Annotated in this window: 17 protein-coding genes; 6 read left to right on the top strand and 11 right to left on the bottom strand. The window is 71.2% G+C overall.

The features are described from left to right. Window positions 1–22: 22 nt before the first annotated feature. Entirely contained in the window at window positions 23–1,690 is a 1,668-nt protein-coding gene (locus ACGF2V_RS27165) for a fumarate hydratase (RefSeq protein ID WP_362625371.1), read from the bottom strand. A 311-nt stretch (window positions 1,691–2,001) separates the two neighbouring features. Between ACGF2V_RS27165 and ACGF2V_RS27160 the strand changes: the two genes are divergently transcribed. Together ACGF2V_RS27160 and ACGF2V_RS27155 are read left to right on the top strand one after the other, a co-directional pair. After that, window positions 2,002–2,682, top strand: coding sequence for a DUF1707 domain-containing protein (locus ACGF2V_RS27160; RefSeq protein WP_362625373.1), 681 nt, complete (start codon window positions 2,002–2,004; stop codon window positions 2,680–2,682). 304 nt (window positions 2,683–2,986) lie between these two features. Then, on the top strand, window positions 2,987–3,370 hold the full coding sequence (locus tag ACGF2V_RS27155) for a WhiB family transcriptional regulator (RefSeq protein ID WP_362625375.1): 384 nt from the start codon (window positions 2,987–2,989) through the stop codon (window positions 3,368–3,370). A gap of 211 nt (window positions 3,371–3,581) precedes the next feature. Here the strand turns inward: ACGF2V_RS27155 and glpX are convergent, their stop codons facing one another. Then, window positions 3,582–4,613, bottom strand: coding sequence for a class II fructose-bisphosphatase (gene glpX / locus ACGF2V_RS27150; protein ID WP_360111918.1), 1,032 nt, complete (start codon window positions 4,611–4,613; stop codon window positions 3,582–3,584). A 142-nt stretch (window positions 4,614–4,755) separates the two neighbouring features. Between glpX and ACGF2V_RS27145 the strand changes: the two genes are divergently transcribed. Next, window positions 4,756–5,274, top strand: coding sequence for a DUF4245 domain-containing protein (locus tag ACGF2V_RS27145; RefSeq protein WP_362625377.1), 519 nt, complete (start codon window positions 4,756–4,758; stop codon window positions 5,272–5,274). Between the two features lie 309 nt (window positions 5,275–5,583). Here ACGF2V_RS27145 and ACGF2V_RS27140 read toward each other — a convergent pair whose 3' ends face one another. The 4 genes from ACGF2V_RS27140 to ACGF2V_RS27125 all read right to left on the bottom strand — a co-directional run bounded on the left by ACGF2V_RS27140 (window position 5,584) and on the right by ACGF2V_RS27125 (window position 9,608). Continuing rightward, window positions 5,584–6,174 carry a malonic semialdehyde reductase gene (locus ACGF2V_RS27140; protein ID WP_362625379.1) on the bottom strand — a complete coding sequence of 197 codons (591 nt, stop codon included), beginning with the start codon at window positions 6,172–6,174 and terminating at the stop codon, window positions 5,584–5,586. Window positions 6,175–6,381: 207 nt separating this feature from the next. Next, window positions 6,382–6,669 carry an exodeoxyribonuclease VII small subunit gene (locus ACGF2V_RS27135; RefSeq protein WP_362625381.1) on the bottom strand — a complete coding sequence of 96 codons (288 nt, stop codon included), beginning with the start codon at window positions 6,667–6,669 and terminating at the stop codon, window positions 6,382–6,384. Between the two features lie 171 nt (window positions 6,670–6,840). Continuing rightward, window positions 6,841–8,052: an exodeoxyribonuclease VII large subunit gene (xseA, locus tag ACGF2V_RS27130; RefSeq protein WP_362625383.1), complete on the bottom strand. Its 1,212-nt coding sequence runs from the start codon at window positions 8,050–8,052 to the stop codon at window positions 6,841–6,843. Between the two features lie 173 nt (window positions 8,053–8,225). After that, on the bottom strand, window positions 8,226–9,608 hold the full coding sequence (locus ACGF2V_RS27125) for an APC family permease (RefSeq protein ID WP_362709659.1): 1,383 nt from the start codon (window positions 9,606–9,608) through the stop codon (window positions 8,226–8,228). A 150-nt stretch (window positions 9,609–9,758) separates the two neighbouring features. Here ACGF2V_RS27125 and ACGF2V_RS27120 point away from each other — a divergent pair, with 150 nt between their 5' ends. Next, entirely contained in the window at window positions 9,759–10,742 is a 984-nt protein-coding gene (locus tag ACGF2V_RS27120) for a 4-hydroxy-3-methylbut-2-enyl diphosphate reductase (RefSeq protein WP_362709661.1), read from the top strand. A 109-nt stretch (window positions 10,743–10,851) separates the two neighbouring features. Then, on the top strand, window positions 10,852–11,625 hold the full coding sequence (ppgK, locus tag ACGF2V_RS27115) for a polyphosphate--glucose phosphotransferase (protein WP_362625386.1): 774 nt from the start codon (window positions 10,852–10,854) through the stop codon (window positions 11,623–11,625). A gap of 210 nt (window positions 11,626–11,835) precedes the next feature. Here the strand turns inward: ppgK and ACGF2V_RS27110 are convergent, their stop codons facing one another. After that, the gene (locus tag ACGF2V_RS27110) at window positions 11,836–12,450 is read right to left on the bottom strand and encodes a DUF6542 domain-containing protein (protein ID WP_362625388.1); all 615 of its coding nucleotides are present in this window, start codon (window positions 12,448–12,450) and stop codon (window positions 11,836–11,838) included. A 397-nt stretch (window positions 12,451–12,847) separates the two neighbouring features. Here ACGF2V_RS27110 and ychF point away from each other — a divergent pair, with 397 nt between their 5' ends. Beyond that, window positions 12,848–13,936: a redox-regulated ATPase YchF gene (gene ychF, locus ACGF2V_RS27105; RefSeq protein WP_362709663.1), complete on the top strand. Its 1,089-nt coding sequence runs from the start codon at window positions 12,848–12,850 to the stop codon at window positions 13,934–13,936. A gap of 83 nt (window positions 13,937–14,019) precedes the next feature. Here ychF and ACGF2V_RS27100 read toward each other — a convergent pair whose 3' ends face one another. The 4 genes from ACGF2V_RS27100 to ACGF2V_RS27085 form a co-directional block, all read right to left on the bottom strand. After that, a complete protein-coding gene (locus tag ACGF2V_RS27100; protein WP_362709665.1) occupies window positions 14,020–14,283 on the bottom strand; it encodes a type II toxin-antitoxin system RelE/ParE family toxin in 264 nt (87 codons plus the stop codon). Next, on the bottom strand, window positions 14,276–14,545 hold the full coding sequence (locus tag ACGF2V_RS27095) for a type II toxin-antitoxin system Phd/YefM family antitoxin (RefSeq protein WP_362625393.1): 270 nt from the start codon (window positions 14,543–14,545) through the stop codon (window positions 14,276–14,278). The genes ACGF2V_RS27100 and ACGF2V_RS27095 overlap by 8 nt, the downstream gene beginning before the upstream one ends. Before the next feature lie 674 nt (window positions 14,546–15,219). Continuing rightward, window positions 15,220–17,859 carry a glycosyl hydrolase family 65 protein gene (locus ACGF2V_RS27090; RefSeq protein WP_362709667.1) on the bottom strand — a complete coding sequence of 880 codons (2,640 nt, stop codon included), beginning with the start codon at window positions 17,857–17,859 and terminating at the stop codon, window positions 15,220–15,222. Between the two features lie 150 nt (window positions 17,860–18,009). Continuing rightward, window positions 18,010–19,134, bottom strand: a complete 1,125-nt coding sequence (locus ACGF2V_RS27085) for a pyridoxal-phosphate dependent enzyme (RefSeq protein ID WP_362709670.1) — start codon at window positions 19,132–19,134, stop codon at window positions 18,010–18,012. Window positions 19,135–19,151 lie beyond the last annotated feature (17 nt).

Here is a 19,151-nt window from a genome sequence, read left to right as displayed (position 1 = left end):
CGGGTGTGTCCTTCCCGGGATGTCAGGCGAGGCCGGGGCCCCGCACCGGAATGCTGGTGAACGTCGGTGCGGCGGCCGGCTCGGTGAAGAAGTCGTTGCCCTTGTCGTCGACGACGATGAACGCGGGGAAGTCCTCGACCTCGATCCGCCACACCGCCTCCATGCCGAGCTCCTCGTACTCGACGACCTCGACCTTCTTGATGCAGTCCTGCGCGAGGCGCGCCGCCGGGCCGCCGATCGAGCCGAGGTAGAAGCCGCCGTGCGCCTCGCAGGCGTCGGTGACCTGCTGGGAGCGGTTGCCCTTGGCGAGCATCACCTTGGAGCCGCCCGCCGCCTGGAACTGTGCGACGTAGCTGTCCATGCGGCCGGCCGTGGTCGGGCCGAAGGAGCCGGACGCGTACCCTTCGGGGGTCTTCGCAGGGCCCGCGTAGTAGACCGGGTGGTCCTTCAGGTACTGCGGCATCTCCTCGCCCGCGTCCAGCCGCTCCTTGATCTTGGCGTGCGCGATGTCGCGGGCCACGACCAGCGGACCGGTCAGCGACAGCCGGGTCTTGACCGGGTACTTGGTCAGCTCGGCGAGGACCTCGTCCATCGGCCGGTTGAGGTCGATCCTCACGACGTCCCCGGACTCGTCCAGGTGCTCGTCGGTGGTGTCCGGCAGGAAGCGCGCCGGGTCCTTCTCCAACTGCTCCAGGAAGACGCCCTCGGCGGTGATCTTCGCGACGGCCTGGCGGTCCGCCGAGCAGGACACGGCGATCGCGACCGGCAGCGACGCGCCGTGGCGGGGGAGGCGGACGACGCGTACGTCGTGGCAGAAGTACTTGCCGCCGAACTGGGCGCCGATGCCGATCTTCTGCGTCAGCTCGAAGACCTTCTCCTCCAACTCCTTGTCCCGGAAACCGTGACCGGTGGGGGAGCCCTCGGTGGGCAGCTCGTCCAGGTAGTGCGCGGAGGCGTACTTCGCGGTCTTCAGCGCGAATTCGGCCGACGTGCCGCCGACCACGATCGCCAGGTGGTAGGGCGGGCAGGCGGCCGTCCCCAGCGAACGGATCTTCTCCTCCAGGAACTTCATCATGGAGGTCTCGTTCAGCACCGCCTTCGTCTCCTGGAACAGGAACGACTTGTTGGCCGAGCCGCCGCCCTTCGCCATGAAGAGGAACTTGTACGCGCCGCCGTCGGTGGCGTACAGCTCGATCTGCGCGGGCAGGTTCGAGCCGGTGTTCTTCTCCTCCCACATGGTGAGCGGGGCCATCTGCGAATAGCGGAGGTTGAGCTTGGTGTAGGCGTCGAAGATGCCGTGCGACAGGGCCTGTTCGTCACCGCCCTCGGTGAGCACGTTCTGCCCGCGCTTGCCCATGACGATCGCGGTGCCGGTGTCCTGGCACATCGGCAGGACACCCGCCGCGGCGATGTTGGCGTTCTTCAGCAGGTCGAGCGCGACGAACTTGTCGTTGGACGACGCCCCGGGGTCGTCCACGATCCGCCGCAGCTGCGCGAGGTGGGCGGGGCGCAGGTAGTGCGAGATGTCGTGCATGGCCTCGGCGGCCAGGGTGCGCAGCGCCTCCGGGGAGACCTTGAGGAACGTACGGCCGTCGGCCTCGAAGGTGGAGACACCCTCGGAGGTCACCAGACGATAAGGCGTGGTGTCCTCCCCCAGGGGGAGCAGATCGGAGTACGCGAACTCTGGCATTACGGCCATTCCTCACTCGGCAGACGGCGGCTGGCCTCCCTCGGGCAGCGCATCCACCAGGGTAGAACCCCGCGCGGACGCCGGAGCTGTGAGGTAAGGCTCAGTTCGGGCACCGTCCGAGAGGGTTTGTCCGGGCGTTCGGCCGAGGGGGCGTCCGGGTCCGCCCGAGGCGTTCGCGGGCACGGGGCACGGGTAGGGGGTGCGGGGCACGGGGTACGGGGTACGGGGTGCGGGGCACGGGTGCGGACGCGACACGGCGGTGCCGGAGTCAGGGGTAGTCGCGATCTATCGCGTTTCGGTACCCTGGGCCGGTGGACCTCGAAAAGCACCCTCAGAAGCCCGTAGCTCCGGGCGAGCCCGCCGGTATCCGCGCCTCCGACGCGGACCGCGACCGGATCGCGGACATCCTGCGCGAGGCCATGGCCGAGGGCAGGCTCACCGCCGAGGAGCACTCCGAGCGTGTCGAGGCGGTCTATCGCGCCAAGACCGTGGGCGAGCTCGAACCGCTGGTGCGGGATCTGCCCGCCCCCGACGGCTCCCGTCCGACCGTCGCGCCCGGCGTGCACGCCGTCCACGGCCAGGTGGACGCGGCGGGCCCGGCGGAGAACCTCGTGGCCGTCTTCAGCAGTTCCACCCGCAGGGGGCGCTGGCGGGTCAGCGGCCGTACGAACGTCTTCGCCTTTTTCGGCAGTGTGGAGATCGATCTGACAGAGGCGCTTTTCGGCCAGAGGCTCACGGTGATCAACGCGACTTCCGTCTTCGGCAGCGTCGATATCAGAGTCCCCGAGAACATCTCCCTGCGCGGCAGCGGGACCGGCATCTTCGGCAGCTTCGAGGTCTCCACGCTGGAATCCGCGGACCCCGAGGCGCCCGTGGTCGTCGTCAACGGATATTCGGTGTTCGGCAGCGTCGACGCCAAGCCCAAGCGCGGGAAGTTCATCGAGGACCTTCAGGACCGGCTGCGCAAACAGATGCGCAAACACCTGGGCTGAGGCGGCGGCGCGGGAGGGAGCCCCTTCGGAATTCCCCTGAACTTCTCCCGCCCTCGATCGCGTCACTTTCGAGTCGGCTCCCGGCCGCCTCGAAAGCGCCTCCGAGCCGCCTCGGAAGTGCCTCCGGACCGGCTCCGGGCCGCCTCCGAAGCGCCTCTGAAACCCCTTCGGAAATCAGCCATATTCCTGACCAGTGGCCATTGCGCGGCCCGGAACCAAGGCCACTCAGTGCATGGGTATACGCACAGTGGGTAGGGACTGCTGCATCGTCTTCTCGCTCCGAAGCCGTCGTCAGGAGTAGACCGTGCTGCAACTGCCGCATCAGCCCCTGCAGGTCGCCGCCGTCCCTCCCCAGCGCATCCCCGCTCGGGAGGACCAGGCCGGCCCCTGGCACTCGGAGGCGGTGTGCCGCCGCGACGAGGCCGGGCTGTTCTTCGCTCCTTCGAAGGAGCCGACCGCTGCCAGACTCGCGCGGGAGGAGTCCGCGAAGCGGGTCTGCGCCCGCTGCCCGGTGATGGTCGAGTGCCAGGAGCACGCGCTGATGCAGCCGGAGCCGTACGGCGTGTGGGGCGGCCTCACCGCCGCCGAGCGCCGCGTGGTGCTCGCCCGGCGCAGGCGGCGCGACATGGAGCTGAAGGCGTCGGCGGCGTCCACCGGGGCCGCGAACCCCGTCGCCGCGGCCGGCTGACCGGCGTACGGCTGTCGGACGCCGACGGCTCGGCAGGCGGCGGACAACCGGGAGCCCGTCTCCACGCGCGCGGCACCCTCGTGTACGCGAAGAGGCGCCCCACCGCACATACGGGGCGCCTCTTCGCGTACGTCCCCTGCACTCGGGAACGGGGCCACGTGCACTCGGGAACGGGGCCACGGACCCGACCCCCGGGTCCGCGGGGGGGGGGTTACTTCGCGCGGTCGAAGTCGATCGCGCTGTAGGCGCGGAGCTTCGAGAGCCGGTGCGTCGAGTCGATCTTCCGGATGGTGCCGGACTTGGACCGCATGACGATCGACTCGGTGGTCGCCGTCTCCGCGCGGTACCGCACGCCGCGCATCAGCTCGCCGTCGGTGATGCCGGTCGCGACGAAGAACACGTTGTCGCCGCTGACCAGGTCGTCGGTGGACAGCACGCGGTCCAGGTCGTGTCCGGCGTCCAGCGCGCGCTGCCGCTCGGCCTCGTCCTTCGGCCAGAGCTTGCCCTGAATGACACCGCCGAGGCACTTTATGGCGCACGCCGAGATGATGCCCTCGGGCGTGCCGCCGATGCCCATCAGCAGGTCCACGCCGGTCCCCTCGCGGGCGGCCATGATCGAGCCCGCGACGTCGCCGTCGGAGATGAACTTGATGCGGGCGCCGGTCTCCCGGATCTCCTTGACGATGCCCTCGTGGCGCGGGCGGTCGAGGACGACGACGGTGACGTCCTCGGGGGAGGAGTTCTTCGCCTTCGCGACACGGCGGATGTTCACCGAGACGGGCGCGTTGATGTCGACGAAGTCGGCGGCCTCGGGTCCCGTGACCAGCTTGTCCATGTAGAAGACCGCGGACGGGTCGAACATGGCGCCGCGGTCGGCGGCGGCCAGTACGGCGATCGCGTTGGGCATGCCCTTGGCGTTGAGCGTCGTACCGTCGATCGGGTCCACCGCGATGTCGACCTCGGGGCCCGTGCCGTCACCGACGCGCTCGCCGTTGAACAGCATGGGGGCTTCGTCCTTCTCGCCCTCGCCGATGACGACGACACCGTTCATCGACACGGTGGACACGAGGGTTCGCATGGCCTTCACGGCGGCCCCGTCGGCGCCGATCTTGTCTCCGCGGCCGACCCAGCGCCCCGCCGCCATGGCGGCGGCCTCGGTGACCCGGACCAGTTCCAGGGCGAGGTTGCGATCGGGGGCCTCCGGGGAGACCTCCAGCTGAGACGGCAGATGATGCTCGGACATCGGAGCGCACCTTTCTGTACGGCGACGACCGGAAGAGGGTGCAATGACTCTATCGGCAGGTCGACAAAATGAGCAGACCGGGTCACTTTTGAGCGGTTGACCCGAGGGGTGGGCCCACCGTCTCTGATGCGACCATGGACCCGTGGCTAGCAAGCGAGGCAAGCAGACGGTGCGGGGCATGTTCCTGTCGATGGCGGTGGCCACCGGCATGGCGGGCCTCATTTACATCTTCATTCCGCACGACGAGAGCGCCAACCCGGTCCCGGCGATCGACTACCGGGTGGAACTGCTGACCGCGCGGCGCGCGGCGCCGTACCCGGTGGCCGCCCCGGACGGGCTCGCCAAGAACTGGAAGCCGACCTCGGTCAGCTACGACCGCCAGAACGGCGACAGCTGGCACCTGGGCTTCCTCGACCCGGACGGCAAGTACGTCGCCGTGGAGCAGTCCACCTCCCCGGCGAAGAAGTACGTCACCGAGGTCAGCCAGGACGCCAGGGACACTGGGCGCACCCGGCAGGTCGCCGGTGAGGAGTGGCAGCACTGGAAGGGTGACAAGTACGACGCCCTCGTGCTCCCCGGCAAGGACGCGACCACGGTGGTGACGGGGTCGGCCTCGACGGAACGGCTGGCGGAGATGGCCGCCGCACTCGAGGAATCCTGACGCGTCGCCCTCGGGGCGTCCCGGCGCACAACGCCTCGGGGCGCCCCGAGGCGTTTCGGGCCCGGGGTCCGGGGCGTTCGTTCGGGCGTATGGAGTGCTGATGGGTGCCCCGAGGTGTTCGGACATGGAGTCCGAGGTGTTCGGGCGTACGGAGCGTTCAAGGCGCCCCGAGGCGTGCGGGCGTGCGGAGTCCGGGGCGTCCCGGTCGGCGCAGGGAGCCCGGGGCGTCGCGGCCCGGGCATGGAAGAGGCCCCGGGCCGGCGGCGAGCGGTGCCGCTCCGGGGCCTTCTTCCTGGCCGCGTCGCGCGATCAGACGGTCGTGACGACCTCGCCGTAGGAGAGGCGCGGCAGGCGCGGGAACCAGGCGTCCTTGCCCGGCTTGCCGATGTTGACGACCATCAGCACTTTGTGGTCGCCGTCCAGGAACTCCTTCTCGATGCCCGCGGCGTCCAAGCCGGTCATCGGGCCGGCGGCCAGACCGGCGGCGCGGATGCCCAGGATGAAGTACGCGGCCTGCAACGCACCGTTGAGCACGGCGGACGACTCACGGACCGGGCGCTCGGAGAAGAACGCGTCCTTGGCCTGCGGGAAGTGCGGCATCAGGGCCGGAAGCTCCTCGTGGAACTCGTTGTCGGTGGCCAGGATCGCGACCAGCGGGGCGGTGGCGGTCTTCGGCTGGTTGCCTTCGGCCATGTGCTTCACGAGGCGCGCGCGGGCGTCGTCGGAGCGGACCAGGACGACGCGCAGCGGCGACTGGTTGAACGCGGTGGGGCCGTACTTGACCAGGTCGTAGATCGCCTGGACCTGCTCATCGGTGACCGGCTCGTCGGTGAAGGTGTTGGCGGTACGGGCCTCACGGAAGAGGAGGTCCTGCGCGGCGGGGTCGAGAACGAGGGACATGGTGCGGTATTGCCTTCCGGACGGTGTGCGCATGGTTCGTGCAACGCGGAACACCGTAAGGCAGAGGTGTATTAACTTTCAACTAAACCTGGGGTGGAGTGACCCGTCCCACAAGCTTGCACTGACCTTGGGCGCCGCGGAGCGGTATCGGCGAGGCGTCCGGTGGCCTCGGCCGCCGGGCCCGGCCGCCGTCGGGGCCGCCGGGGCTCAGGCGTCGTCGCCCGCCGCGCCGCCGCCGTTCCGCGGGCCCGCGTCGTCGCTCTCCGGAGCGCCGGCCGGTCCGGCCAGGGCCGCGTCCAGGCGCGCGCGGGCGCCCTCCAGCCAGTGCCGGCACACCTTCGCCAGCTCCTCGCCCCGCTCCCACAGGGCGAGGGACTCCTCCAGCGTCGTACCGCCCGCCTCCAGGCGGCGTACCACCTCGATCAGCTCGTCACGGGCCTGCTCGTATCCGAGCGTGCTCGTGGCACCGGCCGTCGCGGCCCCGTCGTCCGTCATGTGCCTCACCCTACGTTCCGGCCCACCAGGGCCCTCGACCTCGTCGTCCGTCATCGCCGCTGTCCATCGCCGTCGTCCGCGCACCGCACCGCGCCGGCGTGCCGTGCCGTCCGGCCCGTCACGGTGCGAGCCCTCGCGGTGCGTCTCCTCGTGGCGCTGCCCAGCCCGGGTTCACTCGGCAACCCGCACCGCGAACTCGCCCCCCGACACCCGTGCCCGGAGCACCTCGCCCGCCGGTCCCGCGTCCTCGGGCGTCCGCACCACATGGCCGTCGGCCCGTTGCAGTACCGCGTATCCGCGCTCCAGGGTCGCCGCGGGCGACAGTGCGATCACGCGCGCCCGGGTGTGGGCGAGCTCGGAGTCCGCCCGGTCCAGCAGATGCCCCAGCACCCGCCGGCTGCGTCCGACCAGGGCGTCGATCTCCGACGCCCGTTCGTCCACCATTCGCCGCGGATGCTCCATCGACGGTCTGGCCAGCGCGTACGCCAGCCCCCGTTCCTCCCGCTCCAGCAGCCCCCGGACCGACCGCAGCGCCCGGTCCCGCAGCTGCCGCACGCGGTCCAGTTCCTCGCCCACATCGGGCACGATCTTCTTCGCCGCGTCCGTCGGCGTGGAGGCCCGCAGGTCCGCGACCAGGTCGAGCAGCGGGGAGTCCGGCTCATGGCCGATCGCGGACACCACGGGCGTGCGGCACGCGGCGACCGTACGGATCAGCTGCTCGTCCGAGAACGGCAACAGGTCCTCCACGCTGCCGCCGCCCCGGGCGACGACGATCACGTCGACGTCCGGGAGGTCGTCCAGCTCCTTCACGGCCTGGACCACCTGATTGACCGCGTGCACCCCCTGCACCGCCGTGTTCCGCACCTCGAACCGCACCGCGGGCCACCGCCGCCGGGCGTTCTCCAGCACATCGCGCTCGGCCGCGGAGGCCCGCCCGCAGACCAGCCCGATCAGCTGGGGCAGGAACGGCAACGGCTTCTTCCGGTCGCGCGCGAAGAGCCCCTCCGAGGCCAGCGCCCTCCTCAGCTGTTCGAGACGGACCAGCAGCTCGCCGACGCCGACCGGCCGTATCTCCGTGGCCCGCAGCGACAGCTGCCCTCGTGGCGCGTACCACTCGGGCTTCGCGAGGACGACGACCCGCGCCCCCTCCGTCACCACGTCGGCGATCCGGTCGAAGACCTGCCGGAAGCACGTCACGCCCACCGAGACGTCCCGCGAGGGGTCGCGCAGCGTCAGGAAGACCACACCGGCGCCGGGGCGCCGTGACAGCTGGGTGATCTGCCCCTCGACCCAGACCGCCCCGAGCCGGTCGATCCAGCCGCCGATGAGCCGCGACACCTCGCCGACGGGCAGCGGAGCTTCCGCGGACGTTTGGAGAGCCATGCGAGTGAGCGTATCCGCCCGCACCGACAATCAGCGGTCCACGAACCGGCCACGCCGTCGCCGTAGCCGTTGCCGCCGCCGTTCCCGCCGCCGTTCGTACGTGCGGGGCGAGTGCGCATGGCGTCGGTGTGAGGCGCACGCGCGCGGCGCCCGTGTGAGGCGTACGGCCTCCGTCACACCGGCCGCCGCCCCCACTGCACCGCCAGTACCACCAGTCCCACCCCCAGCCAGCACACCCCCACCACCTGGGCACTCGCGGTCGCCGCCATGATCACCGCGACCAGCACCCCCGCACCCACCACCGGCACCAGCACGTGCCGCCACCAACTCGGCGGCCCCTCCATCCGGCGTAGGGCGAACCAGCCGATCACCGACGCGTGCAGCAGCACGAACGCCGTCAGCGCCCCGATGTCGACGACCGACACCAGATGGTCGAGACCGTCGGGGCGCCCGGCCGCCCACACCGCGGCCACCAGCGTCACCGCCGCCGCCAGCAGGATCGCGAACCGCGGCACCCCCGACCGCGGATCGACCCTGGACAGCAGCGAAGGAAGCCGCCGCTCCCTGGCCATCGCGAACACCAGCCGTCCCGCGGCCGCCTGCCCGGCCAGTGCCGCGAAGGTCGCCCCGACCGCCTTGCTGACCGCCACCAGGTCGTGCAGCCAGGTTCCGACCGAGGCGTCCACCGTGTCGTAGAACGCCGACCCCTGCGCGGCCGGATCGGCGGCCAGCTCCGCCGACGTCATCGGCTCCAGCAGCGCCGCCAGATACCCCTGCGCCACGAACAGCGCGCCCGCGAGCACCAGACAGAACAGCACCGCCCGCGCCACCTTCGCCGAGCCGCCCGTCGCCTCCTCGGCGAACGACGCGATCGCGTCGAAGCCCAGATAGGACAGCACGGCGACCGACACCGCGCTCAACACGGCCGACAGGGCGAAACCGGCGTCGCCCGTGAACGGGGTCAGCCATCCGCGCTGCGCCCCGTCCCGTACGAGCACCGCCACCGCCGACACCAGGAACACCAGCAGCACCACGACCTCCATCGCGAGGACCGCGAAACCGACCCGGGCGGCGGCCCGTACACCCCACAGATTGAGCAGCGTGGTCACGACGACGGCGAGCGCCGTCCACACCCACCGCGACACCGACGGCACGAGTGCGTTCAGCGCGATCCCGGAGAAGAGGTAGGCGACGGCCGGGATCAGGAGGTAGTCGAGCATCGCCATCCACCCCGCGACGAACCCCGCCCCGTCCCCGAGCCCCTTGCGCGCATACGCGAAGACCGAACCCGCCAGCGGGGCGACGCGCACCATCTGGGCGTAGCTGAACGCCGTGAACGCCATCACGACCGTCGCCGCGACATAGACCAGTGCCACCGCGCCGCCCGACTTCGCGTCGAGCGTCCCGAACACCCCGACGGGCGCCATCGGCGCGATGAAGAGGAGTCCGTAGACCACCAGATCCCGGAAACCGAGCGTCCGCCGCAGCCGGCCCGGCTCCTGGTGCGACCCCCTCGCCTCCGCGCCGCCGTCGCTGCCGTCTCCGGTCCCCGACATGAGCCCTCCGTCGATCGTGTACTCGACCAGGTGCACTCGATGCTCGACCAGGCGCACCCGATCGGACCGCGTACGCATCGGATCGCGTACGCATCAGTCTGGCGACCCCGTCGATCTTCCGCCCGTCCGGCGCGGCCTTACGATGGGCCCATGACTGCTCCGACCCCCCGCCGCGTCCTGCTCGCCGCTCCTCGTGGCTACTGCGCGGGCGTGGACCGTGCCGTGATCGCCGTGGAGAAGGCCCTGGAGCAGTACGGCTCCCCGGTCTACGTACGCCACGAGATCGTCCACAACAAGTACGTCGTACAGACCCTGGAGAAGAAGGGCGCGATCTTCGTCGAGGAGACGGCGGAGGTCCCCGAGGGCTCGATCGTGATGTTCTCCGCGCACGGCGTCGCGCCGACCGTGCACCAGGAGGCCGCCGAGCGGAAGCTCGCCACGATCGACGCGACCTGCCCCCTGGTCACCAAGGTCCACAAGGAGGCCGTCCGCTTCGCACAGCAGGACTTCGACATCCTCCTGATCGGCCACGAGGGCCACGAGGAGGTCATCGGCACCTCCGGCGAGGCCCCCGACCACATCACGCTGGTCGACGGCCCCGAGGACGTCGCGAACGTCGAGGTGCGCGACCCGTCGAAGGTCGTCTGGCTCTCCCAGACCACGCTCTCCGTCGACGAGACGATGGAGACGGTCGGCGCGCTCAAGGAGAAGTTCCCGCTTCTGGTCTCGCCGCCCAGTGACGACATCTGCTACGCCACGCAGAACCGGCAGACCGCCGTGAAGCAGATGGGTGCGGACGCCGACCTCGTGATCGTCGTCGGCTCCAAGAACTCCTCCAACTCGGTCCGCCTGGTCGAGGTCGCCCTCGGCGCCGGTGCCGGCGACGCCCACCTGGTCGACTTCGCCGACGAGATCGACGAGGCATGGCTGGAGGGCGTCTCCACGGTGGGCGTCACCTCGGGCGCGTCCGTTCCCGAGGTGCTGGTCGACGGCGTTCTGGAGTGGCTGTCGCAGCGCGGCTTCGAGGACGTGGAGATCGTGAAGGCGGCCGAGGAGTCCATCACGTTCTCGCTTCCGAAGGAACTCCGCCGCGACCTGCGCGCCGAGGCCGCCGCGCTGGCCGAGGGGAAGTAGCCCCGTCGCCGGAGCCGCCGGGGCCGTCGTGCGTCAGCCGACTGCTCCGGCGGCTCCGGTGGTTTCGGGAAGTGGGCCGGGCCGCCTGTCTGCCCGTACCGTGGATTTCATGGAGATCTTCGGCGTGGACATCGGCGGATCCGGGATCAAGGGCGCTCCCGTTGACCTGGAGCGCGGAGACCTGGCGCAGGAGCGCTACAAAGTACTCACACCGCACCCGGCCACGCCCAAGGACGTGGCCGATCACGTGGCCGAGGTGGTCAGGCACTTCGACTGGTCGGGCCCGGTGGGCATCACCTTCCCCGGCGTCGTCACCAGCGGGTGCACCCGTACCGCGGCCAACGTCGACAAGAGCTGGATCGACGCGGAGGCCCGCCAGATCCTGGACGACCGGCTCGGCCTGCCCGTCACTCTGCTGAACGACGCCGACGCCGCGGGCATCGCGGAGATGGCGTTCGGCGCGGGGCGGGGCCGCAGGGGGACCGTGATCATGCTGACGTTCGGTACGGGGATCGGCAGCGCCCTGTTCACCGACGGCAGCCTCGTCCCCAACACCGAGCTCGGCCACCTGGAGCTGAACGGCCAGGACGCGGAGAAACATGCCTCCACCAAGGCCAAGGAGGACGAGAACCTCGGCTGGCACCACTGGGCTCGCCGGGTGCAGAAGTACCTGAGCCATGTGGAGATGCTGTTCTCTCCCGAGCTCTTCATCATCGGTGGCGGGGTCAGCCGCAAGGCCGACAAGTTCCTGCCGCTGATCGAGCACGTCCGGGCCGAGATGGTGCCGGCGGAATTGCAGAACAACGCGGGCATCGTGGGCGCGGCGATGGCGGCGTCGGAAAAGGGCGTGGAGCCGAGGAGCCGTATAGCCGGGGAACCGTAGAGCCGAGAGGCTGCGAGGCGCTCGGGCGCAGGGCCGGGGGCCGGGTCGGGAGTGCGGCGCCCGCGTACGAGCTGGGCGCCAGGCGCCGCACGGGCGTACGGCCCCGCACGCGCTCGTGGACGGCCCGGGCACACGTACGGCCCGTCCAGGAGTGCGTGCGCGAGCCGCGCCCCGGCCCCGGGAGGCTCGCCCCGGGAGGCCCGGCCCCGGTCAGCGCCGGGGGCGGCGCGGTTCCCTCGGGTTGCGGGGTGCCTGCGCGGCGGACATCTCCCGGCGCTGCCGCTGACGCAGGCGCATCATCCGTACCTTCCGTACGGTCGAGATGAGCCCGGCGACGAGCGTGCCGCCGTACAGCCAGCCCGCGTGCACGGCGAGGGCGGTGACGAGCGCCATGGTCTGACCGGCGAAACCTCCCTCACCACCGGAGATCGGGATGATCCCGACGGCGAACGCGATCGGCACGATGATCGGGGCGGTCACCAGGTCCGCCGGCCGTACCCATAGCGCGGTCAGCGCGCTGACCGGCAGGAACAGCACTCCGTACACGATCGCCGAACCGTCGAGCAGCAGCGAGTCGAGGCACGCCAGCACGAACATGACGGCGGCGGCGAAGAGCCCCGCGCCGATGCCGGTCAGCCGGGGATTGGGCAGCCGGCGGAGCGCGAGGACGACGGGCGGCACCGGTCGGGACCGGCCTCCCGGCTTCGCGTCCATCACCCGGTAGACGGCGGCGGCTTCGTCGATGGTGCCCTGCGGGGACAGCGGGGCTTGCGGGGGCTGGCTGCGCTGCGGGCGCTGCGGGGGACGTGTTCTGGGCTGCTCCACCGTGACAACGTAGGTCGCCGGGCGGCAGGAAGCGGGTACGGGACACGCCCTTTGGGCGACGTCGCGGGTGAGTTCGATGCCACACGGCCGAACGGGAACCGAACCGCTCCGGACGAAACCGGGCCCACTTCCGGGCCGGACGGGCGGCTTCCCCCCCCGGTCTCCAGGGCCTTCCCACCCCCGGACCGTGTCTGCCGGAGCCCCCGGCCCATGAGCGCCGGCCGCTGACTGACGCGGAGGGGCCCCGCAGCGCAGGGGCCCCTGGAAACCGCCATGAAGCGCAGGGCCCGGACTCCTGGTTGCCGGGCCCGCCGCTCGCGCCCGCCCGTAAACTGGAGAATCGGCCCACCCGGGCCGAGGCCACCCCGCCCTCCCACCCCTTCAGGAAGTCGCCAACGTGTCGCTCACGATCGGAATCGTCGGCCTGCCGAATGTCGGCAAGTCGACCCTGTTCAACGCCCTGACCAAGAACGACGTGCTGGCGGCCAACTACCCGTTCGCCACGATCGAGCCCAACGTCGGGGTCGTCGGTGTCCCCGACGCGCGTCTGAACAAGCTGGCGGAGATCTTCGGCTCCCAGCGGCTGCTGCCCGCGACGGTCGACTTCGTCGACATCGCCGGCATCGTCCGGGGCGCCTCGGAGGGTGAGGGGCTGGGCAACAAGTTCCTGGCGAACATCCGTGAGTCGGACGCGATCTGCCAGGTCATCCGCGCCTTCAAGGACGAGAACGTCGTCCACGTCGACGGCAAGGTCTCGCCGAAGGACGACATCGAGACGATCAACACCGAGCTGATCCTCGCCGACCTCCAGTCCATCGAGAAGGCCGTCCCGCGCCTCACGAAGGAGTCCCGCCTCCAGAAGGACAAGGTCGCGGTCCTCGCCGCGGTCGAGGAGGCCCAGAAGATCCTGGAGACCGGCCAGACGCTGTTCGCCGCGGGCATCACGGCGGGCACCGAGAAGGGCAGGCTCCTCCACGAGCTGCACCTCCTCACCACCAAGCCCTTCCTCTACGTCTTCAACGTCGACGAGGAGGAGCTGGTCGACGAGGACTTCAAGAACGAGCAGCGCGCCCTGGTCGCCCCCGCCGAGGCGATCTTCCTCAACGCCAAGATCGAGTCCGAGCTGATCGAGCTCGACGACGACGAGGCCCTGGAGCTCCTGCAGTCCATGGGCCAGGACGAGCCCGGCCTCGCCACCCTCGGCCGCGTCGGCTTCGACACCCTGGGCCTCCAGACCTACCTGACGGCGGGCCCCAAGGAGGCCAGGGCCTGGACGATCAAGAAGGGCGCCACCGCCCCCGAGGCGGCCGGTGTGATCCACACCGACTTCCAGAAGGGCTTCATCAAGGCGGAGGTCATCTCCTTCGAGGACCTGGTCGACGCCGGCTCGGTGGCCGAGGCCCGCGCCAGGGGCAAGGCCCGCATGGAGGGCAAGGACTACGTGATGCAGGACGGCGACGTGGTGGAGTTCCGCTTCAACGTCTGATTGGACGTGAATAACGGCCTGACTTGCGAGAAGGCAGGTCAGGCCGTTGCGCTGTCCGCAGTAGTCCGCAGAACCTGAAGCGGCTACGTGCCGTAGACCGTGGAGCGGTGTCCGACGTGTACGACCCACACCACTAGTTCCCCGTTGTCGATGGTGTAGAAGACGCGATAGTCGCCGACTCGTAGGCGGCGGTGCTCAGGCCGGGAGACAAGTGCCGTGGTGTTGAAGCCGAAAGGGTCGCTCTCCAGCTCTGTCAGCTTGGCCAGGATACGAAGCGCCATGTCGCGAGGGATCTTGCGAAGCTCGGCCTGGGCCTCGGGGCGGAACACCGTGCGGTAGTCACTCACTGCGTGCCAGCGTCTCCCGCATCACGTCCTCGATCGGGACGCCGGCGGCCGGGCTCGCCATGCGTTCGTCGATGATGCGGTTGATCTCGCGCTCTTCCCACTCCTGGTACTTGCGCAGCACCTCGATCGAGACCACGGCGGCGACCTGCTTGCCGCGGCGGGTGATGACAGTGGGCGTGTCGTCGCGGTCGGCCCGTTCGACGACTTCGGCCAAGTGAGCGCGTACGTCGCGGATGGACTCCATGGGCAGCGGCTGAGTCATGTACCAAGGGTACCGAGTGTGCCATGTGTACACAATCTGGGTTGCGTGCACTCGTGGAATGAGCTGCCGATTGGGTGGCTGATCCCGGGACAGGGCTCCGGGAGCAGTTCTTTCTCTTGCCCACGCCGTCGCGGTCCGGGTCTTCAGCGGCCGGGATCGATGCGCCGTGCCCCGTTCGGTGCTGCCGGGCTGCCGCCACCGAGGCGGGGCTGACGCCCTCAGCTCTCCCAGTCGACGGAAACCATGGCCCCGTCGCGGGCCACCTTGACGGCGACGAGTTCGTCACTGGTCGCAGCGTCGATTGTGTAGCCCGTGATGATCCGGGCCTTGGCCTCGCATCACGTGCCACAGCCCGATCCGAACGAGGTGCATGGCTGCAGTGAACGCGTCGGCGCTGATCGCTTCGCCGTTCGCTTCCCGGGTGAGGCGTCTGATCACCTCCACGTCGTCGAGTTCGGCGGCGTGGTGGTGATGAGGTAGCGATCCTGCTGCAGGTTCTCACGGATTGCCGCGCGAGCCGCGGTGTCCGGAGCGTAGGACGTCGCCAGGAGCCGGCGACGTTGGAGCGAGAGATGCAGAAGGTGGCGGCAGGATCGGCGGGGAGCGGCCCGGTCGGTGCGTGATGTTGCGTGGGCGGTGCCGGGCGGGTGCTGGAGCGCCCCCGGAAGTCCGCGTCATGGCTGTGTGACCGTCAGTTCCCGTACGCCCGACGGCTTTTCGGGGTCGGGGGCGGTGACGGTCAGGCGCACCAGGCGGGCCGTCGCGCCCGGGCGGTAGGGGCGCCAGCCGGTGCCGGTCACCGAGGTCTCCAGGCGGTACGGGACGGAGCGGGCGTCCGTCCATTCCGGGGCGACCGAGGTCACCGGGGCGGCGCGTCCGAGGTCGACCGTGAGTGAGCCCGTCGCGCCGTCCGGCGACCAGGAGGTGGCCGGGCTGCCGTCGACGGCGGCCACCGCGTACAGGCCGGGGGATTCGGAGGTCGCCGTCACCGGCCGGCAGCGGGCCGCGTCCGGGGTGGCGGCGAGGTCGGGGCGGCGGGTGGGGAGGGTGAGGGTGCCGGTGAGGAGGCGGGGGCCGGTGGGGGTGTGCAGGGTGAACGGGGTGCCGGAGGTGAGCCGGACCGTGGTCGTCAGAGGCCCGATCGCGATGTCGAAGACGCGGCCCCGGTAGCGCAGGCCCGTCAGCGTGACGCCCCGGCCGAGCTGCGGGGGCAGGAGGGGGTCGAGCCGTACCCCGTCCTCGCGCAGCCGAAGGCCCGTCAGCCCGTGGGTGAAGACCTGGAGGAAGCCGCCCTTCCCGGTGAGGAAGTCCTCGGCGGGGGCCCCGGCCAGTGGGTCCTCGGCGCCCGCCTTCCTGCCCCGTGCCTCGCTGAACAGGGCGTACGGTCCGCGGATGAACGGGCGCACGGACCGCTGGAGGTAGGTGTACGTCGCGCATCCGGCCTCCCCGATCGTGGCCGCGTCGATCGCGTGGACCGAGTCCGTCATGGCCGGGCCGTCCGGGTCGGTGCGGGTGGCGTAGTAGTCGAGCGTGGCCGCGGCGGCGCCCGGCTCCATCGGCCATTCCAGCGGGTAGAGCAGCAGCACCGCGTCGGCCTGTTTGATCGTCGAGCCGTTGTAGCCCGCGTACTGGAGGAACAGCTTGCGCGCCGGGTCGTACGGGATGCGCAGGCCGTCCGCGACCCGTGTCCACTCGGCCGGTGCGGGATGTCCGAGCACGCGCGCGGCGCGGGCGGCGTTGCGCAGGGCGGTGGCCGCGACCGCGTTGGTGAAGACCCCGTCGGTGACGCCGTTGCTGTACTCGTCGGGGCCCGCGACGTCCTTGAGCGAATAGGTGCCGTCGCCGTTCGCGGTGGCACGGGAGGTCCAGAACTCGGCGATGCCCCGCAGCAGTGGCCAGCCGTGCCCGGCCAGCCAGGCGCGGTCCCCGGTCGCCAGGTAGTACTGCCAGACGGCGAGCGAGACATCGCCCTGGAGGTGGATCTGGGTGAGGCAGTGCGGGGGGTCCCAGCTGTGGCACTCGCTCCACAGGTCGCCCCGGCTCGCGCTCGTCCACGGGTAGAACAGGCCCCGGTGGCCGAGCTTCCGGGCGTTGGCACGGGCGGCGGCGCGGGTGCGGTAGCGGTACTCCACGATCGAACGGGCCGGTCCGGGACGGGTGACGAGCAGCCCGGGGTACATCCAGATCTCGGCGTCCCAGAAGATCAGGCCGGCGTAGTCGTCGCTGGTCAGCCCGGTCGGGGCGATGCTGTCGCGGGAACCGGTCCGGGTGGCGGTGAGCAGGCCGTACTGCGCGGCTCGCAGCCATTTCTGCAGGTCGGGGCTGTCTGGTACGGAGATGTCGGCCGCCCACGCTGTGCGCCAGGCCGCGGCGTTCGCGGCGAGCACGGCCGGCCAGCCGCGCCGGGCGGCGCGCCTCGACGCCGCGAGGGCGGTGGTGCGCGGGGCGGGCGAGGTGAGCGCGGTGTCGACGCCGATGTACTTCTCGAAGGTGTACGTGCGCCCGGCGCGGACACGGTGCGTGCTCGTCCGGCGTGCGCCGGTGCCGGTTTCGTGCGTCGTCACCGGTCCGGGGGCGTGCACCGTCTGCGCGATCGCGCCCGCCGTACCGGTCCCCAGGGTGCGGAACGTGCCGTCGGACTCCAGGTCGATGCGGCGTGCGCCCCGTGGGTCCAGCCGGGCGGTGACGCTCGCGGTGCCGTTCCAGCGCGGGGTCATGCGCAGCCGTACGGCACCGGTGTGCGCGTCGGACCGGTCGGCGAGCACCTCGTACGTGAGGTCCGTCGCGCGCCCGTCGGCCGTGGTCCAGCGCAGCGACGTACGCACCAGACCGCAGCGCAGGAACAGGGTCTGGCGGTAGCGCGAGATCCGGCTCGGGGGAGTGCCGGAGCCGTAGGTCTCGTCGCCGACGCGTACGTCGAGGGTCGTCCAGCTCGGCAGGGCGGCGATCACCTCCCGGCTGTCGGCGAGGTTCTTGTCGCGCCCGAACAGGCCGGAGACGAAGGCCCCGGCGTAGCGCGGGGTGAACAGCGGCCAGCCGGTCTTCTCGCCCGTCGCCGCGTATCCGGCGCCCGCGGCGGGCACCCGGTGGGCCAGGTAGCCGTTGCCGACGTACGGGGCGTAGCCGCCGGCCTCGCCGAAACGGGTGGAGGACGGGGCCCAGGCGGGGTCGGTTTCGTGGCCGCAGTCGGTGGTCGCCGGCGGGTGGGGCACGGCCGCGTAGGAGACGGGGGGCGGCGGTGCGATCAGGGCGCCCGCGACCAGGGACGTCAGGGACGCCAGGGACGCGAGGAGACAGATGCGCGAGAGGCTCACCGTACGAACGTAGGCAAGCGCGTACCGGGCGTCGGCGTACGGCGCGCGGCGCGCGGGTGAACGCCGGTGTCGGGGTGCGAGGCCCGGCCCCGGGGCCAGGGGGTGAGGCCGGCCCCCGTGGCTCAGGGGGGCGAGGCCGGGCCCCGGGTCTCAGGGGGCGAGGCCCGTCTTCAGGCCGGCGCCGCACAGCGGTACGACGATCTCGCGGTCCGTGCGGTCACGGACCGCCGCCCAGCAGGCGACGCCCGTCGTCTCCACGTAGAACCCTCGGGCGGCCAGGTCCAGTTGGGCCGAGCGGATCTGGTCCTCGTTCACTGTGAGGAAGGTGCCGCCCGATGCGCGCACTGCCGCCAGGACGGCGCGGGCGCGTGGCGGGCGCGGGATGGCGATGCCCTCCGCGAGGCTCGGCGCGGCCGGCGCGGCCGGCGCGGCCGGCGCGGCCGTGCCGGCCGGGGTGTCGAGGAGGTCGTCGGCGCCGGCGTGGAAGGCGGTGGCCAGCGGCGACACGGCCGCTGCCTGGACGGCGATCAGCGCGGGGCGTTCGTCGATCAGCCCCTGGGCGTGGAGTTCGGCGGCGGCGAGGGCGGCGCCGAGGAGGAGGGTGCCGTTGCCGACCGGTACGGCGAGGGCGTCCGGCAGACGGCCGCCGAGGTCCTCCCACAGTTCGTACACATAGGTCTTCGTGCCGTGCAGGAAATACGGGTTGAAGACGTGCGAGGCGTAGAAGGTGCCAGGGGCGTCGGCGGCGGCGCGGGCCACCCGCGCGGTGGCCTCGCGGTCGCCGGGGACGATCTCCAGGCGGGCGCCGTGCGCCCGGATCTGCTCGGTCTTCTTGGGCGAAGTGCCCTCGGGGACGTACACCGTGCAGGGGAGCGAGGCGCGGGCGCAGTACGCGGCGACGGCCGTGCCCGCGTTGCCACTGCTGTCCGCGACGACCCGCCCGGGCGCCAGACGCCGGGCGAGTTCGGCGAGCATCACCGCGCCGCGGTCCTTGAAGGAGAGCGTCGGCATCAGATAGTCGAGCTTGGCCGACACCGACCCGGTGAGCGGGACGAGCGGGGTGCGGCCCTCGCCGAGGCTGGTCGTGGGGGAGGAGAGGGGCAGCGCCTCCTCGTAACGCCACAGTGAATTCACGCGTCCGGACAGGGAGTTGAGGCAGAGCGGCCCCGCAGGCTCGAAGTCGAGGTCCCAGGGGCCGCGGCAGACCGTGCAACACCAGGTCAGCGCGGTCGTGTCGGCGCGGGTGCCGTCCCGCGGGCAGAGGTAGGAAGTCATGTCCGTCAGCGTGTCAG

The organism is Streptomyces sp. NPDC047982, assembly GCF_043204165.1.
In the GTDB taxonomy this organism is placed as follows: Bacteria; Actinomycetota; Actinomycetes; order Streptomycetales; family Streptomycetaceae; genus Streptomyces.
This window is presented reverse-complemented; position numbering and strand designations above follow the sequence as displayed.

Excerpts from the sequence above, each read along its gene's own strand:
- ACGF2V_RS27140 (WP_362625379.1), bottom strand. The coding sequence starts at position 6,174 with ATGTCCCTCGTTCTCGACCCCGCCGCGCAGGACCTCCTCTTCCGTGAG.
- xseA (WP_362625383.1), bottom strand. The coding sequence starts at position 8,052 with ATGGCTCTCCAAACGTCCGCGGAAGCTCCGCTGCCCGTCGGCGAGGTG.
- glpX (WP_360111918.1), bottom strand. The coding sequence starts at position 4,613 with ATGTCCGAGCATCATCTGCCGTCTCAGCTGGAGGTCTCCCCGGAGGCC.
- ACGF2V_RS27135 (WP_362625381.1), bottom strand. The coding sequence starts at position 6,669 with ATGACGGACGACGGGGCCGCGACGGCCGGTGCCACGAGCACGCTCGGA.
- ACGF2V_RS27120 (WP_362709661.1), top strand. The coding sequence starts at position 9,759 with ATGACTGCTCCGACCCCCCGCCGCGTCCTGCTCGCCGCTCCTCGTGGC.
- ACGF2V_RS27165 (WP_362625371.1), bottom strand. The coding sequence starts at position 1,690 with ATGCCAGAGTTCGCGTACTCCGATCTGCTCCCCCTGGGGGAGGACACC.
- ppgK (WP_362625386.1), top strand. The coding sequence starts at position 10,852 with ATGGAGATCTTCGGCGTGGACATCGGCGGATCCGGGATCAAGGGCGCT.
- ACGF2V_RS27085 (WP_362709670.1), bottom strand. The coding sequence starts at position 19,134 with ATGACTTCCTACCTCTGCCCGCGGGACGGCACCCGCGCCGACACGACC.
- ACGF2V_RS27125 (WP_362709659.1), bottom strand. The coding sequence starts at position 9,608 with ATGTCGGGGACCGGAGACGGCAGCGACGGCGGCGCGGAGGCGAGGGGG.
- ACGF2V_RS27095 (WP_362625393.1), bottom strand. The coding sequence starts at position 14,545 with ATGACTCAGCCGCTGCCCATGGAGTCCATCCGCGACGTACGCGCTCAC.